The sequence below is a fragment of the Rhodoligotrophos appendicifer genome (genome assembly GCF_007474605.1).
Classification (GTDB): Bacteria; Pseudomonadota; Alphaproteobacteria; order Rhizobiales; family Im1; genus Rhodoligotrophos; species Rhodoligotrophos appendicifer.
This window is the reverse complement of sequence record NZ_VHKL01000005.1, coordinates 232,964-247,326: the sequence shown is the minus strand read 5'-3', so window position 1 is coordinate 247,326 and position 14,363 is coordinate 232,964. Positions and strand designations below refer to the sequence as shown.

Annotated in this window: 16 protein-coding genes; all 16 read right to left on the bottom strand. The window is 61.6% G+C overall.

Annotated features, from left to right (window positions below; all coding sequences use genetic code 11):
* Positions 1 to 4: 4 nt before the first annotated feature.
* The gene (locus tag FKM97_RS13025; RefSeq protein WP_144292841.1) at positions 5 to 2,317 is read right to left on the bottom strand and encodes a hypothetical protein; all 2,313 of its coding nucleotides are present in this window, start codon (positions 2,315 to 2,317) and stop codon (positions 5 to 7) included.
* A complete protein-coding gene (locus FKM97_RS13020; RefSeq protein ID WP_144292840.1) occupies positions 2,314 to 3,141 on the bottom strand; it encodes a hypothetical protein in 828 nt (275 codons plus the stop codon). The genes FKM97_RS13025 and FKM97_RS13020 overlap by 4 nt, the downstream gene beginning before the upstream one ends.
* Positions 3,141 to 4,907, bottom strand: a complete 1,767-nt coding sequence (locus FKM97_RS13015; protein ID WP_205014970.1) for a phage tail tape measure protein — start codon at positions 4,905 to 4,907, stop codon at positions 3,141 to 3,143. The genes FKM97_RS13020 and FKM97_RS13015 overlap by 1 nt, the downstream gene beginning before the upstream one ends.
* Positions 4,908 to 5,280: 373 nt before the next feature.
* The gene (locus FKM97_RS13005; RefSeq protein WP_144292838.1) at positions 5,281 to 5,655 is read right to left on the bottom strand and encodes a GTA-gp10 family protein; all 375 of its coding nucleotides are present in this window, start codon (positions 5,653 to 5,655) and stop codon (positions 5,281 to 5,283) included.
* Positions 5,655 to 6,086: a phage tail tube protein gene (locus FKM97_RS13000; RefSeq protein WP_144292837.1), complete on the bottom strand. Its 432-nt coding sequence runs from the start codon at positions 6,084 to 6,086 to the stop codon at positions 5,655 to 5,657. Before FKM97_RS13000 ends, FKM97_RS13005 begins: the two co-directional genes overlap by 1 nt.
* Positions 6,087 to 6,103: 17 nt before the next feature.
* Entirely contained in the window at positions 6,104 to 6,514 is a 411-nt protein-coding gene (locus FKM97_RS12995; RefSeq protein WP_144292836.1) for a DUF3168 domain-containing protein, read from the bottom strand.
* Positions 6,515 to 6,533: 19 nt separating this feature from the next.
* Positions 6,534 to 7,064 (bottom strand): HK97-gp10 family putative phage morphogenesis protein, encoded by a 531-nt coding sequence (locus FKM97_RS12990; protein ID WP_144292835.1) that lies wholly within the window; start codon positions 7,062 to 7,064, stop codon positions 6,534 to 6,536.
* A complete protein-coding gene (locus FKM97_RS26315) occupies positions 7,057 to 7,230 on the bottom strand; it encodes a hypothetical protein (protein ID WP_170240899.1) in 174 nt (57 codons plus the stop codon). Before FKM97_RS26315 ends, FKM97_RS12990 begins: the two co-directional genes overlap by 8 nt.
* On the bottom strand, positions 7,230 to 7,574 hold the full coding sequence (locus FKM97_RS12985; RefSeq protein ID WP_144292834.1) for a phage head closure protein: 345 nt from the start codon (positions 7,572 to 7,574) through the stop codon (positions 7,230 to 7,232). The genes FKM97_RS26315 and FKM97_RS12985 overlap by 1 nt, the downstream gene beginning before the upstream one ends.
* Positions 7,574 to 7,984 (bottom strand): hypothetical protein, encoded by a 411-nt coding sequence (locus FKM97_RS12980; protein ID WP_144292833.1) that lies wholly within the window; start codon positions 7,982 to 7,984, stop codon positions 7,574 to 7,576. The genes FKM97_RS12985 and FKM97_RS12980 overlap by 1 nt, the downstream gene beginning before the upstream one ends.
* Positions 7,985 to 8,014: 30 nt before the next feature.
* Positions 8,015 to 8,605, bottom strand: a complete 591-nt coding sequence (locus tag FKM97_RS12975; RefSeq protein WP_144292832.1) for a head-tail connector protein — start codon at positions 8,603 to 8,605, stop codon at positions 8,015 to 8,017.
* Positions 8,606 to 8,664: 59 nt separating this feature from the next.
* Positions 8,665 to 9,051, bottom strand: a complete 387-nt coding sequence (locus tag FKM97_RS12970; RefSeq protein WP_144292831.1) for a hypothetical protein — start codon at positions 9,049 to 9,051, stop codon at positions 8,665 to 8,667.
* Between the two features lie 89 nt (positions 9,052 to 9,140).
* Entirely contained in the window at positions 9,141 to 10,472 is a 1,332-nt protein-coding gene (locus FKM97_RS12965) for a phage major capsid protein (protein ID WP_144292830.1), read from the bottom strand.
* 9 nt (positions 10,473 to 10,481) lie between these two features.
* Positions 10,482 to 11,345 (bottom strand): head maturation protease, ClpP-related, encoded by an 864-nt coding sequence (locus tag FKM97_RS12960; protein ID WP_144292829.1) that lies wholly within the window; start codon positions 11,343 to 11,345, stop codon positions 10,482 to 10,484.
* Positions 11,332 to 12,615 carry a phage portal protein gene (locus FKM97_RS12955; RefSeq protein ID WP_205014969.1) on the bottom strand — a complete coding sequence of 428 codons (1,284 nt, stop codon included), beginning with the start codon at positions 12,613 to 12,615 and terminating at the stop codon, positions 11,332 to 11,334. The genes FKM97_RS12960 and FKM97_RS12955 overlap by 14 nt, the downstream gene beginning before the upstream one ends.
* A 14-nt stretch (positions 12,616 to 12,629) precedes the next feature.
* Positions 12,630 to 14,360: a terminase large subunit gene (locus tag FKM97_RS12950; protein WP_144292828.1), complete on the bottom strand. Its 1,731-nt coding sequence runs from the start codon at positions 14,358 to 14,360 to the stop codon at positions 12,630 to 12,632.
* Between the last annotated feature and the right edge of the window lie 3 nt (positions 14,361 to 14,363).

Sequence of the window (14,363 nt, the reverse complement as noted above, 5' to 3'; positions counted from 1 at the left end):
TGTCCTAGTTGATCTGGGATCCGCGGATGTCGCCGGGCCCCTCTGAAACGGTGACGTAACTGATCCCGTCGATCGCCGCGCCCGCAGCACCACCGGCGCCGCCCGTGGTGGGCAACCCGAGGCTGCCGCCATTCGCCCCGGCCTGGCCCGCGAGACCAGGCCCACCCCCATTGCCACCTTTGCCGCGGGCGCCACTTGGTGTGGAGCTCACGCCGCCGGCCTCCGTCGTTCCCGCGACACCCGGCACCGAGCCGCCTGCAGAGGAGGTGACCGACCCTCCTGCGCCGGGAAGATAACCGGCGCCACCGCTGCCGGCACCGCCAGCGCGCGATCCCGGTTCGTCAAAGGTCATGCCTCCGCCACCGCCGCCACCGGCACCGCCGAAGATTTCCCCCTCGTCCACGTCCAGTTCGATGTCATAGCGGGTGTAGAGAGCAATCCCGCCAGGCGAACCGGCCGCTGCCGGGTTCTCCCCGTCCTCCGTGTCAGCACCGCGCCCGCCGCATCCTTGGATGCGCCCTCGGACGATCAGGAAGAGGTTGATATCGGCGGGCCAGGACCCGACGTCGAACGCCTTGTTCCCAGCGCCCGACCCGCCGACGATGACACCGGTCTCGACGATGCAGGTCAGGTTCTGCCCCGCCGTGATCTCCGGATACAGCGTGTCATGCACCGTGCGCAGGTTGAAATTCAGCGTGTTGCCATCGACGATGATGAAGCGGTTGTTCAGATCGTCAGGGTCGAAATGGGTGAACAGCACTTCCTCCGCATCGACGTCGAAGGAAGCCGGCCCCGGGCTCAGTCGCGTGATCTGGATCGGCGCGTCGATCTGGACGCCGGAAGCGTCCTGCATATTCCACGACGAGACCCGATAGCCGCCGCCGAGAATGATGCCCTGAGGACCGAAGCGCATGACTGAAAAATTGAACTTGCGCGGCGGATCACGGAAGCGGCCGAGCTGAATATCGTTCTGCCGCAGGGCGATGGACCGCCCGAATTGCGGGATCCATCGTGAGTAGATTTTCCGGATGGCCGGTGAGCCATAATCCGCCTCTGCCTCTGCGTCGATCGTTGCGGCGACGGAACGATAATTGTTCGGATCCGTCTGTCGCAGCAGCGGGTTGATCTGCCCAAAATAGGTCCAGATCTGCGAAAGCCGTTTGGCAGGTTGCTCGGCGAAACCGAAGCTACCGGCCAGCACATTTTCCTCATCAAAGCGGGTGGCTGACGTCGGAATCGCCCGCAGCACCTGAAACTTGATCTTGGCATTGATGTCATCCCACCAGAGCGCCAAAGCCGCCTGCTCCACCAGCTCGGAGACGAGCTTGTCCACCCCCGTGGGCTCAGCGATATCGGCCGAATAGACCCGCTGCAGATAGGTGGCGGTCTCCGTCTGCCAGTCGGCAAGCGGGATGTAGCCGCTCGGCACCGACGCATAGGTCTGCAGCAGGTCGCTGATGATCTCGGCTGGATCCTCCGCCACATAGCGCAGGACCACCTGGAAGCGATCGCCGCCATCATGCTCCTGGGCCAGCGTGTTCAGCTGCGCGCGCGCCGTGATGGTCACCGCATCCCCGGTGCGGGTATAGGTGACGATCTCGCTGCCCCCGATCGCCGCATAGCCGGATGCCGGATATTCAGCATTGCCCACACCCGAGGGCGTCAGGGTGATCGCCATATCGTCGGCGTCGATCGACGTCAGCAGGAAGCCGTTGCTCAGAAGGGGCGCCTGGGCGCGATCGGCATCGGCCAGCTTCAGCACGTCTTTCGCGACGATCCGGTATTTCCCCTCCTGATCGGGCCCGGTGAAGCTCTCGATGATGAAGTGACGCGTCTCCATCTCTGCCAGGCTCTGTCCGACAGCACCCCGGATCAGTCGGATCGGCCGCCCCTGCAGGAAGGGCTGCCGCGCACGGAACTTTCCCCAGAATGTCCCCTGCCGAAACGGGTCATAGCCCCGCTCGGAAACATACTTGTCGAAGCCCTGCCCCGTGTCCGGCCATGGATGATCGCCGAAGTCGATCGAGATCGAGGCGCGCGTGCCCAAATTCTCCCCCAGCGAGATCGCCGCCGGCGAGAAGTTGACACTGATGAGCGACGGGATCGCGTCGATCTCGCGCGGCAGGAAGTCGGCATCCTGGGCGAACCTCAGCGTCACCGGAGAGTTGGCGAAATTCGCCCGGTCCTGGCAGGTGGCCAGGGTGTTGAAGCATTTCGCGTCGCCCGTGACGCCGACCTCTGCCGTACAAGGGGCGACGCCATAGCTCAGGGAGCAATAATCGACATCGACTTCGACATAGGTCAGCACCTCGGTCACGTGAGGATGCCTTCCATGGGAAGAGTGATCCCGAAGCGCCGCGTGACCGGGTCGAGCAGCGGCTGCGGGTTGCCCTCAGGGCTGATCCACGCATAGCCCACCTCGCGCGGATAACTCTGCGGCGCCCAGGCGAAGAAGAACGGCGTGCTTTTCGAAACCTGCATGAACGGATGGAAGCTCGCCCGATACCATGCCGGCGTCAGATGCGAGAACGAGACGAAGCTTTCGCTACGTCCGCCCGTGACGATGCGCCCGAGGAAGTTTCCGCTCTCGCTGCGACCCGTCACGATGTCCCTGGCCATGCCGAATGGCAGCGGCGTGAAGGGACTTTCGATGTCGAAACTGCGCTCCATGACCAGGAGCGACCCCAGGTAGAGAACGGCGGCCTGCGGCGGCAGATCGCCTGCCTGCATCCGCAAGCGAACCTGCAGCAGGGGCTGCGGCTCAAATCGGAAGATCACTGGGCCATCGTCCGGCAGGAGCACGTCCTCGACCAACTCTTCCCAGGAATCCTCGGTCGACAACCGGCCCTCGACAGAGACGGGAATGGCACCGCTGCCGAAATTATGCCGGGCAACCGCCAGGTAATCGAGCGACCGAGACGGGCTGAGGGAAACCGTCAGATATTGCTCTGTCGTATCCTCGGCCACCCACTTGGAGGCGGTCGAGGAATTGGCCAGGTTGGTTGCCGGATAATTTGAATCTTCAGTATTGGCGACAACATTGCCGATGGTCACGACGCTTTCCCATCCGATGACGGGATTGTCCGCATCGACGGCATCCCCCGACGATGAGAGGACCAGGGCATCCGAAAGAATGATCATCACGCGCCCCTGATCTTTAGCACATGACCGTCGGAGAGGGCGTCGTTGATCCCTGAGATCATCATGATGACCTCTTCATGATCGTAAGCCCGACGCTGTGGCGCCATCTGGATGACGATCTCCTTGCCTTCGCCCCCGCGATCCTGGCCGGCCGGGGTGATGTCGACGCGCTCGCCGCGGGTGAGGTCCATCATCACGCGATTGTTGTCGATGCCTCCGGCACCGCCCACCTTGAACGATCCACCATGGGCGAAGGAGGGGATGGCAGTAGATTTAATGCTCGCCACGAAGGCGAAGCCTTGTGCAGCGACCGTGGCGGCTGCCGCGAGATTGGCCGGGAACGGCAATTCAAGCGCTTTTGCCATACCAGTATAGGTCGAAATAATGGCCTGGACGATGCCGAAGGCCTTTCCTGCCACTGCCATGGCCTCGTTGTTTTTTCCAAAACTGCCGGTGATCTGAGCAAGGCTGCCAGCGATCGACCCGGCTGCTTGATTCCACGTCACCGCATACTGCTGAGCTGTCTTCTGCGAGGCCCTTGAGTAGTTCTCTTGGCTGATTTTGAAGGTCGCAAACTGCTGATCCAACTCATCCATCTTGGCGCGATAGGCCTCAGCAGGCGTCATGTTTTCCTCAAGGATGACGCCCGCCTCCGTAAGCGCGACACTGAGGGTTTGGGTCGAAAGCGCAGTCGATTGAATCTCAGCATTCACGCCACCCACCGCCCCTTTCACGATCTCAAGTGGCGGCACGATTTTTTCAGGAAGCGTGACGATCTTATCTGCAATGACGGCTGTCGATTCACTCCATATCGTCTTTAGAATTTCACCGGTGTTCTTGAGGCGATCGCCGATGCTGGTAAAGCCACCAACCCAACTGTCAAAAGCCTTTTTGAATTCACCAGAGAAGAGAAGGTAAGCTGCATTCGCAAAACCAGAAGTATAATCGGCCGCTGACCCCATGGCGGTCGCCACAACCAGAGCTCCCGTAGCAACAACCTTCAGCACCCCACCCACCGCGATGCCGGCGTTTGACGCCAGATCCGTCTTGTTCGCCACCAAGACCAGCGAGTCGGTCATGCTTTTAAGCGATGGCAACATCGCGGCTGTGAATTGAGTGGTCAGACCAGTCTGAACCTTTCCGAGACGGGTTAGGTTGTCATTGAACCCCTCAGCAGCTTTGGCTGTTTCGGTTGAGAACACGAGGCCAAGCTTCGCGGCCTCATCCCCCATCTCCTTCAAACCCGATGCGCCAGAGTTCAGAAGAGGAATCAGGTCAGCGCCCGATTTGCCGAAAATCTGCATCGCGAGCGACGTCTTAGTCGCTCCATCATCCATGCCCGCGAACTTGGCCGCCACATCCTGCATGACGTCATTGGTGGCCCGAAGCGATCCGTCCGAGTTCTTGACTGAGATATCGAGAGCATCGAAGGCTGCCGCCGCCTGCTTCCCGCCGCCAGACGCGACATCGGCCATGTTCTTCGACAGCTTCGTGAACGCCGTCGTCAGTCCCTCCATGCTCACGCCGGAAAGGTCCGCTGCATACTTCAACTTACCAAGCTGCTCGACGGGAACGCCCATCTTCTGAGATGTCTTGGACATCTCGTCCATCTCATCAATGGAACCCTTCATAGCGACAGACAAAGATCCCAAGGCAGTAACCATGCCCGCCGCGATTGCGGCAGCACCCACCTTCATGGCCGCGCCAAGTTTGCCCAGGCTGGTGTTCGCAGACCGCAAGCCTTGTTCAAAAGCGGCGGTGTCCACTGAGAGGTTGACCCTCAGTGCCCCAATGACTGCCGAACCTGCCATAATGATCCCTCAATGAATGCAGCGCTGCCGGGGGCACAGCTGCTAGATCAGCCCTTCCGCTGCAAAGCCTTAGTCCAGGCGAGAGCAATTGCGATCTGCTCATCAACGGATCTGCGGCGCTTCACGGGGGCAGGCTCAACAACAAGCAATGTCTTCAGTTTTGGGAGCCTCTTGGCCCTGTTCAGGGCCACCGTGTGCCACGCAAGCGACATCAGGCTGTTGTGCTCCCGACGAAGGCGGCGCGACGCGCCTTCGATCCTGTCTGTGACTTCTCGGGGGGTAAGGTGCCAAAAGGTCTCTGGATCAAGACCGACATCGACGAACGTGATCAGGATGCCTTGCCAGTTCCAGCCCGCGCCCCCTTCGGAGGGCGCGAAGATGCCGCTTCCTCCGCCGCCGCAGGAAAGGCCGCGGTAAAAGCCTTTCCGATCAATTCACCAGCCTTTGCGATTCCGATACGATCGACGATCACCCCTGCATCGGCCACCTTTATCCCTTGATGGTGATCGATCAGCCCCGCCCAGATGATGGCCCTGAGCAAGCGCAAACTGACACCGTCAGGGTCTTGCATCTGGCCGACGATCTTGTTCGCATTGAGCCCTGTCTCGGCCTCAAGCTCGCAGAGAGCGTTCGTTGAAAACCTGAGCGTATATTCCCTTCCTTCGACGTCGAACCCCACCTCACCCCTGACAGGATTAGCCATTATGAAGCCACTCCCGCCACATAGCTGCCCGTCACTTTGAACGTGACAGTCGCCGTCATTTTATCCTCAGTGGGAACCGCAGGCTCATAGCCGGTCAGGATCCCGGAGAACGTCCAGGTCACATTATTCGGGAACGTGATTCGACAATTGACTCGCTGCCGCGCCACCTTGACCGCCTGGATGGCGGCATCCGCATCCGAGCCAGGGATGAAGTTCATTTCGAATGAACATTCCCCGGGATCGCTGAGCCCCAGGATGAACTCCCGCGTCGCATTGGGAGACGTCATGTGCGTGGCGTCGATCACGTCCAGCGTATCGCTTGGAGGGGTGATGTCGTAGACCTCGGCCAGAGCCGTAAAGACCTCGGGCGACCCACCATCCCCGATGGCAAACGTAGAGCCATAGCCAATGGTGACTTCAGTTTCTGCCATGGGAAGGCATCCTTCTTTCAGCTGCTCCAGATGATCAAATCGAGGCTGACGCGGAACAGCAGGCTGCCCCCCGTGTCTGACTCGGCACTCTCACGCTCGCCCTCGACGAAGCCCCCGCGCAGGCGCCACATGCGCTCCGGCGTTCCCCCGTCTCCACCCTGCACGTCCATGCCCGAAAGCGCCGCCTTGACGGCCCGGGACACATCAGTCGCGGCAGCATAGGTGTCCGCCCAGCAGTCGACCTGGTACCGCGACGAGGCCAGGCCGGAAGGCCCGTCATTCGTGTAATCCGGCAGGCCCGAGATCTTCGTGATCACAATGGCCGGCCGCAGCCAAGCCTGCGGTCGGACCACCGGAAAGACTCGGTCGGACACCAGTGCGGCCAGGGCGGACGAGGTCAGCAGGTGGTTGACGAGAACCTCTTCCATACGCCCCCCGATGCTGCGGCTATGCCGTTTTGGTCTTGAGCTTGGCGGCCTTCTGCGCAGCACGCTTTGCGGCCCTGTCGATCTCCGACTTCAGTTCCCCGCTGATGGCGTCCAGCGCATCCACTTTGTGAGCATCCCAGGCAGGCCGCAGATAGGGTTGAGCAGCCATCTTCGACGAACCAAACTCCACCAGGTGGGCATGAGGCAATTGCCCCGGACCAACCGAAATCTCCGCGAAGAACTCGCCCCCTGCCTCGCGCCTCGCCTCACGCATGGCGCCGGCGGCAGCTGACTTTCCCTTGCCTGCCTTCATGGCGGCGGCGTACTCGGCCTTGCCCACAGGGTTCGCCAGCTTCGATGAGGCGATGATGCTGCGCTCGAGCGCATGCGTGTCTTTCGGCACCAGCTGCCTGGCCTTGTCCGCTATCGGCTCGGCAGCCTTGATCAGCGCGCGCTTCAACACGTTGCGGGCAGTCGCCTTGCTCATCTCCGCCAAGGCCTTGTCCAGCTCGCGCAGCCCCTCCACGCGGATAGGCCTCGCCTTAGCCATCGACGGTCAAACCTCGACGGTCGACAAGATCACCGATGCGAACCGCGATCCGCTCGGCAGATGCTCTGGAGATAAACGGCGCCGCCACCAGCATCGCAATCAGGGCCACCCACACAAATGGACGAACCCACCAACGAACACGGATCGTCACTGCCGAGATCGCCATCAGTCAGCCCCCGCCGTCGCCGAGAGTTCCAAGCCGACCCGGCGGCCGATTTCTTTTACGGCAGTGATGCCGTAGACCTTGCCCCTGTAGACGATGCGATCCTTTGCGTTCACATCCGCCACCCGAGCTGACCAGCGGATGCGAAAGCGAGCCATGGCCTCCGCCGAGACCTCTTGCGCAGCGATGCGTTCGCGGTCGCTGAGGTCCTCTTTCTTCGCCCACACGGTCGCCAGGTCAGACCAGACATCGACTTTTTCGTTGAACCGGTTGCTCACCGGAGCCGACCGCTGGATCGTGATCCTGCGGTCAAGCTCGCCGGCAGCAAGCAGCGACCCGAATGCCATCAGAGAGCGACGTTCGGGAACTGGATGTCGACCGTCAGCACTGCGGTGGTCTTCGCTAGGCCCAACAGGCAGACGTATTCACCCGACCCGACATCAGCCCGCGGACAGATCCCGCCCGGTGTGTCTGAAAGGTAGTAGTCCGTCCCAGCGGTGAGGGTCGCACCAATGGTGATATCTCCGCCTTTGAGCACCGAAACGGGCTGATTCAGAGCCGCACCGTTCAAGGCGATGCCGGTCGCCCTGCGGGCCTCGGCCGTTGCGGAATTCGAGTCGGCCAGCATCCATTTCCGGGTCGCAGCAGCCTTATAGACAGCCTTGCCTGCAGCCAAAGTTTCCCCCGCCGTGCCCGCCTCGATAACGGAACCGGCGCCGGGCACGACGTTGGCGGCCGTGATGGTCAAATCAGCCATGATGATCTCCGATCCTATGAAGGCGTGTTGTCAGATGCCGATGTAGCGATAGGGCGCGATGAGCGATGACACCGAGAGCGGCAGTTCCATGGCACTCGTCCCCACCACTGAGGCCTCGCGGTTCTGGTACCAGTGCCCCACCAGCTGCAGGATCGCCATCTTGAGCGGAGCGGGGACCGTGCTGAAATCGTTCACGACGGGATAGCCCGCGGTATAGGTGATCGAGATCGGCACGGTCTCGGCCAGTGAAGTCGGCGCGGTGAAGCCCGATTTCATGAAGACGCGAGCGCCGGCCTCATCGTTCAGCAGAGCGTAAGAGCTAGTCCCTACGGTGCTCAGCTGACCCTCGGCATTGCGATAGACGACACTGCCGACGCTGATGACCGGACCCAGAGGAAGCCGCAGGCACTCCGAGAAACTGTCGAAATCCTGCCGCCAGATCTGCTGCGACAGGGCCCGTCCGAGAATTCCGTTCCATCCATCCAGCCGCTCGATCGCCGCATCCAGCAGGATCGAGAGCAACGGATCCTCGTCATACTCGTCGAGACGAAGCTGGCTACGCACCTCTGCCAGGGTGACCGGCAGGACGGTCGGCGCGGTGACGAGCACAGGACGATGCATGGGAACCCTCGAGGATGTGGGTCAGGCTCCTGAGCCCGACCCTTTATCCGTTATCCGGCTCAGCTCTGGGGAAGCTGAGCTGCCCGCCCCCTGAGCACCACGGCACCTGCCGCGATCGAGGTGCCGCTGTTCAGCGTGAGGACGGTTCGGATGTAGCGCTTAGTGCCGACATATCCGACCTTGTAGACGCTCGACGCGGCCAGGGCGGTGGGGAAGGTCCCGATGAGACTGCCAGCCGCCACGTCGGTGAAGTCCTCGTTTGTCGTCGTGTCTGATTCCTGGAGCTTCGGAGTGAAGTTCCCGGAGCTGACGATGGCTCCCGTGTTGATGATGACAGCAGCGGCATCGAAGCCCTGCAGGTCGATGGCCGCGGAGGTGTTGTTGGCGGTGAGCACGGCGGGAACGACAGCCGCGATCGGCGCCAGGTTGGAGGCGAGATCTCGCATGGGTTCAATCCTATGAATGAGAGTGTGCTGCGTCGGCAGCGAAGACGTCAGAGCGTGAACAGGGCGGCCTTAGCCGCCCTGCCGTCAGATCAATCGCCGAACTTCAGGAACTTCACGGCCTCGAAGTTGATCGGCGCACCACCAACCCGCTTGGTCGTATAGAAGCCGACATAGGGCTTGTTGGTGAAGGGATCGCGCAACACCCGCACGCCGATGCGATCGACAATCTGATAGGCCTCGCGGAAGTCACCGAAGGCGATCGACAGCGCGTCGGCAGCGATCACCGGCATGTCCTCCGCCTCGACGATCGGGAAGCCGATGAGGTTTCCGGCGCGGAGCACCTCCAGGCTGGGCGCCCAGAGATAGTTGCCTTGGCCATCCTTCAGCTTCCGGACGCCCGCCACGCTGGCACGGGACATCATGAAGTTCGCGTTCTGGCGATATCCGGCCTTCAGCCCATAGACCAGATCGATCAGCTTGTCTGAGCCATTGGTGGTGGTCCCAAAACCTCCATCCGTGCCAGTCAGCACATGCTGAAACACGCCCCATGCACGAGCTGAGTCGGCAGTCGCAGCCGTGGTGAACGTCAACAGACCGCGCGGTTTGCCAACACCATTGCCATTCAGGAACGCTGCATTTTCCATGCGAGCGAACTTGTCGGACACCTTGTTCGTCAGCCAGCTCTCGATGTCCCACATGGAGTCATCGAGCAGCTTCTGAGTCACCATTGGGAAGGCATAGACTTCGTGAACCGGGATCTCCCACTTGCCGAGCTGCGGCGTGGTCGTCGCCGGCCGCGCCTCGGTTTCACCCACCCAGCCCGCGCCCGCTTCGCCGAGATCGTTGAACCCCTCGAGGCGATCGGTGCCGATCGTGTCGACCGATGCCACCTGCCGCATGGGGGAGGTCTCATACAGCCTCTTGATGATTCGCCCGGAAGTATCGGGGGTGACGGTATAGCCGCCGTCCGGATCGGACCCCACGGACATCGCCGCCATCACGTCCCGCGGCGTTCCTTGTCCGCGACGCATATAGACGTTGAGAGCGTTGCGATAGGACCGGAAGTCTTCGACGCTGACTGCCTCAAGGCCCCGCTCCATCGCAAAAGCTTGGGCAAACCTTTCATCATCGGCGTTACCACCCGCCCCGCCCGCGAGACCAGCGCCGGCAGCGCGCGTGGCCAGCTCGGTCAGGTTGGCCTGCAGTTGAGTGATCGTCGCATTGATGCGGTCCACTTCTTCATTCTGAACGACGTCTTCCTGCCGGGTCTCGACAGCCTTCAGTCGGGCGTCGTTCTTGGCCTGGAACTCGGTCCACGCCGTCTGCAGCTCGGCCAGCACTTTCTTTGGATCGGACATGTCGGCGCGAACGGACATGATCCCGCGAGCGGACACACTGTTCCGCAGGGTCTGAATGTTCATTGAGTTTTCCTATGAACGGAGAACAGCGATGGCCGACAAGATGTCGGCCGTGGGGAGCGCGCCTGCATCACGCCGGGCGGGCTGGGCTGCATCGCGCTGACCCAGAAGAGAGTTGATGAGGTCGAAGCGCTCCTTGCGCCCCACCCCATCCTTAGCCAGGGCCGCCTCCATGCGGCGCTTGGCCATGACGTCTGCGGGAATGACGACGCGCGCTTCAATTGCGGCACTATCACCCTCGAATGTTCCATCGGCGAAGCCCTTCTCGATGGCCTCGGCCGCCGTGAGATAGCTGCCATCCGAGGCCCGCGAAGGCCCATCGAGCATGGCGAGGATCTCTTTGATCGTCATGCCGGTCCTGTCGGCATAGATCGCGGCCATGGACTCGTCGAATGTCTTGAAGACATCCGCCGCATCGGCGAAGTCATTGCGGTTGCCGATCACCAGGCCCCACGCATTGTGGATCATCATGATGGATCCGACGCCCATCTGCACGGTGTCCCCCGCCATGGCGATGATGGACGCCGCAGACGCGGCGATGCCCATCACCTTGACGGTGACCTGCGCCTTGTGCTCGCGCAGAAGGTTATAGATCGCGAGGCCTTCGAACATATCGCCGCCGGGCGAGTTGATGTTCACCGTCACGGCATTCTTGCCGATCGACCGCAGGGCACCCGCCATGCGCTTTGCGGTGAACCCGTCTCCGGACCAGAAATCCTCACCGATGGCCCCGAAGATCGAGACGGTATTAGGATCGTCAGCCTCGGCGGCCTGAGGGCGGCCCGACCATTCGTCGAGAGCCGCCGGCGGCATATCCCAAGTGTATCCTTCAGGCGGCGAGAAGGCCTTCACCTCAGGCAGCTTACGCAGGCTCATTGATCGGATCCCCTACTGGCGGCTCGGCGGGATCACCTGCCGTAGCCTGTGTCTGATTGGGCGGCACCGCATACTCGTTGCCCGCCTCGTCGTCGCGGGGATTCATGTCCAGCAGAGCCCTCACGTCGTTGGCGCTGTAGACGCCCCACTGACGCCCCTTCACGAAGGCATCCCATTGCGCCTTACTGTCGCCTTTGAGCAGCGCCTGCGGATAGAACCGGACGTCGAGCTTTTCCCACTCGGCCTCTGGAATGGTGTCTCGCTTCAGGCTCTCCTGCCATGTGACGAGCCAGTCGTTCAGCGTGTACGTGACGAAGCCGATGCCCTGTTGCTCGATGCCGGAGCCCCAGCTCGTCGCCTTGTCCGTGGCGCCGATCATGTGAGGTGGCACGCCGAAGAACATGGCGATGTCATAGCGCTGGAAGTCGCGCATCTGCAGGAATTGCAGATCGACCGCCGACATGCTCACCGGCGCATAATCCATCTTGTCCTCGAGGATCATTGCTCCGCCGGCGCGCGCCCCGCCGTTGCGATATTCCTCGATCGAAGCCTTCAACCGATCAAAGACGTCTTTGCTCAGCTGCTCTGGATGCTTGAAGACACCCGAAACGAACTGGCCATTCTTCATCAGGTTGGCGCTGGAATTTTCCCCCTGCAGCGCGAGCCCCAAACTTTCCTTCATGTAGGACAGCGTCGAAAGCCCGGTCACACCATCGAGAGACATGCCTCGAAGATGCAGCATTTCCGTTTGCGGCAGGCGAACCTGCGAGCCATTACGCAGCGTCACCCGATATTCCATCGACAGATTGTCGAGCTGACACGGCTGGACACGGTCTGGAACGACCGGGATCAGCGCGACAGTGTCCCTGCCGACCCTCACTTTGCGGGCATAGGCATTTCCCCTGAGCATCAGATGCGCCTGAAGCATCCGCCGAAACTCGCTCGGCGTCTGCCAAGGGTTAGGCTTGACGGTCAACAGCGTCCTAAGCGGATGCCCGACAGCCGGCTTCCTGACATTCTCGCTGACCCGCATCACCAGATCGAGCGGCAGGGAACCCACCGTGCCGGCGATGATGTTCACGCACCGCCACGCCGCGGCTACCCGCATAGCCGTCGTGTCGTTTACGCTCACCCCTGAGGCGGTCTCCATGGAACCGCCGATCCGCAGGAACTCACCGACCTGCGCCGGGGTCATGCTTGTCAGGTCGAACGTCGAACTCGCCTGGGCCCTCCCGAGTAAAGCGTTCCGCAGATTTGTCAGATAACCCATCTGCGATCCTTGTTTCAGAGAACCAAGATTCCACGCTCGGCATAGGCCGATCGTTTCTCACCCTCATCCTTGGCGCCGATCCCCAGGGCCATCACCAGCGCCACGATGCCGTCGATCCGCTCAGTCGACTTGTTCTTCGCTGGCTTGATCCCGCCGGCAGCATTCGTTTCAACGGCCACTACCTGTGCATGGCGCCGAAGGACCGGATGCCCCCCATGATGAAAACCGTTGCAGAGCACCAGGCGCTCGAGCGCTGATGATGGTGCACCCAAAGATGCGAAGCCCTGCCCGAACAGCACCACCGGCAGGCCTTCCTGCTCCAGCTTCACAGCCGTTTCGGTCGCGTTCCAACGGTCGATGGCGAGCCCACCCTGATCCGCCTCGCGCTTGGCATTCCCCACATGAGCGATGCGATAGCGCTCAGCATCCGAATAGATTTGCTGCTGGATGAAAGCGTAATCGACGACGTTTCCTGGCGTCGCCACCAAGGCCCCCTGCTCCACCCACTTCTCATAGGGGAGCTTGTCCCGCTTGGCGTGAGACCTGACCAGAGCTTCGGGCTTATAGAACCGGGCCAAAACCGCAGGGATGTCGAGCCCATCCTGCTCTGGAAAGTACCAGACCAGAGCCGAGAGATCGCTCACTGCCGACAGATCCAGCCCCCCGAAGCACCGTTTTCCGATCAGTTTTTCGTTCAGATCCTGCCATTCGACCGGACCGGCGCAGTGGTCCCAGCCGAATCTGTTCCCCTCATCGTCGATGCCGTCGATCGGCAGCCAGCGCACCGCCTGCTCGGTCCACATGTTCAGGTGGTAGCGTTTGAAATCGTTCTCTAGTCGCGGCAATTGCTGCGCCTGGCGACATTCGTTTTGTAGGAATTCCAGCTTTTTCGACACCCCGAGATTGGGGTTCGCCTTCATCCAGGTCTCGGGCTTCGTCCAGTCGTCCTCCGGATCGGCCGCATAGACCACCACCAGCGTCTCCGGGTCATCAAGCGTGCCGTCGAGGATCTTCTGGCAGTCCTCCCAGACCTCCTCGCCGTAGCCGCCCTTCTTGCCCGCAGTCGAGATCAGGAATTCCAGGGGCTGCCGCCGCGATCCCTCGCTGTCATGCACGAAGCCGTAGAGTTCTCCCGAAGCCCATTCATGCAGCTCGTCTCCGATGAGCCCCGACGCTGACAAGCCATGCTTGCCGCCAGGTCTTCCCGACAGCGGCTTGAACGAGGCGTTCAACGACGGGCAATAGATCGACGGCTTGAGGCAAACCAGGTGTTGCGACAGCGTCTCCGACTTGTTGACCATAGCGGTCGCCTTGTCGAAAACGAGCCGCGCCTGATTCTGATCGGTAGCGATCGAATAGACCTGGCCGGCCTCTTCTCCATCTCCCAGAAGGACGAGCAGAGCCACGCCGGCGGCCAGCTCCGTCTTTCCATTCTTGCGCGCGATCCAGACATAGCAGCGTCGAAATCGCCGCGTGCCGTCCGGCCGCTTCCAGCCGAACAGCGGGCGAATGATGTCGTGTTCCTGCCACGCCTCCAAGGTGAAGGGTCGGCCCGCCCACTCACCCTCCGTCAGACGGAGGTGCTCGGGGAAGAAGGCGACCGCCTTGGACGCCGTCTTCTCGTCATACCAATAATCACCCTCGCACCAGACCTGCCGATCCTGGTCCCATACTGGCCTTGGACCAAGCGCCCTGGGCCGCTGCGGTGATCGCAAGCGCGCTTGACCCTTCGACTTCACAGCCATGAC

What these genes read in the sequence shown, in the direction of transcription:
- FKM97_RS12975 (WP_144292832.1), bottom strand. Translation starts at nt 8,605, where the DNA reads ATGCATCGTCCTGTGCTCGTCACCGCGCCGACCGTCCTGCCGGTCACC.
- FKM97_RS13005 (WP_144292838.1), bottom strand. Translation starts at nt 5,655, where the DNA reads ATGGCTAATCCTGTCAGGGGTGAGGTGGGGTTCGACGTCGAAGGAAGG.
- FKM97_RS12955 (WP_205014969.1), bottom strand. Translation starts at nt 12,615, where the DNA reads ATGGGTTATCTGACAAATCTGCGGAACGCTTTACTCGGGAGGGCCCAG.
- FKM97_RS12990 (WP_144292835.1), bottom strand. Translation starts at nt 7,064, where the DNA reads ATGGCTAAGGCGAGGCCTATCCGCGTGGAGGGGCTGCGCGAGCTGGAC.
- FKM97_RS12970 (WP_144292831.1), bottom strand. Translation starts at nt 9,051, where the DNA reads ATGCGAGATCTCGCCTCCAACCTGGCGCCGATCGCGGCTGTCGTTCCC.
- FKM97_RS26315 (WP_170240899.1), bottom strand. Translation starts at nt 7,230, where the DNA reads ATGGCGATCTCGGCAGTGACGATCCGTGTTCGTTGGTGGGTTCGTCCA.
- FKM97_RS12950 (WP_144292828.1), bottom strand. Translation starts at nt 14,360, where the DNA reads ATGGCTGTGAAGTCGAAGGGTCAAGCGCGCTTGCGATCACCGCAGCGG.
- FKM97_RS12985 (WP_144292834.1), bottom strand. Translation starts at nt 7,574, where the DNA reads ATGGCATTCGGGTCGCTGCTTGCTGCCGGCGAGCTTGACCGCAGGATC.
- FKM97_RS13000 (WP_144292837.1), bottom strand. Translation starts at nt 6,086, where the DNA reads ATGGCAGAAACTGAAGTCACCATTGGCTATGGCTCTACGTTTGCCATC.
- FKM97_RS13020 (WP_144292840.1), bottom strand. Translation starts at nt 3,141, where the DNA reads ATGATCATTCTTTCGGATGCCCTGGTCCTCTCATCGTCGGGGGATGCC.
- FKM97_RS12965 (WP_144292830.1), bottom strand. Translation starts at nt 10,472, where the DNA reads ATGAACATTCAGACCCTGCGGAACAGTGTGTCCGCTCGCGGGATCATG.
- FKM97_RS12960 (WP_144292829.1), bottom strand. Translation starts at nt 11,345, where the DNA reads ATGAGCCTGCGTAAGCTGCCTGAGGTGAAGGCCTTCTCGCCGCCTGAA.
- FKM97_RS12980 (WP_144292833.1), bottom strand. Translation starts at nt 7,984, where the DNA reads ATGGCTGATTTGACCATCACGGCCGCCAACGTCGTGCCCGGCGCCGGT.
- FKM97_RS12995 (WP_144292836.1), bottom strand. Translation starts at nt 6,514, where the DNA reads ATGGAAGAGGTTCTCGTCAACCACCTGCTGACCTCGTCCGCCCTGGCC.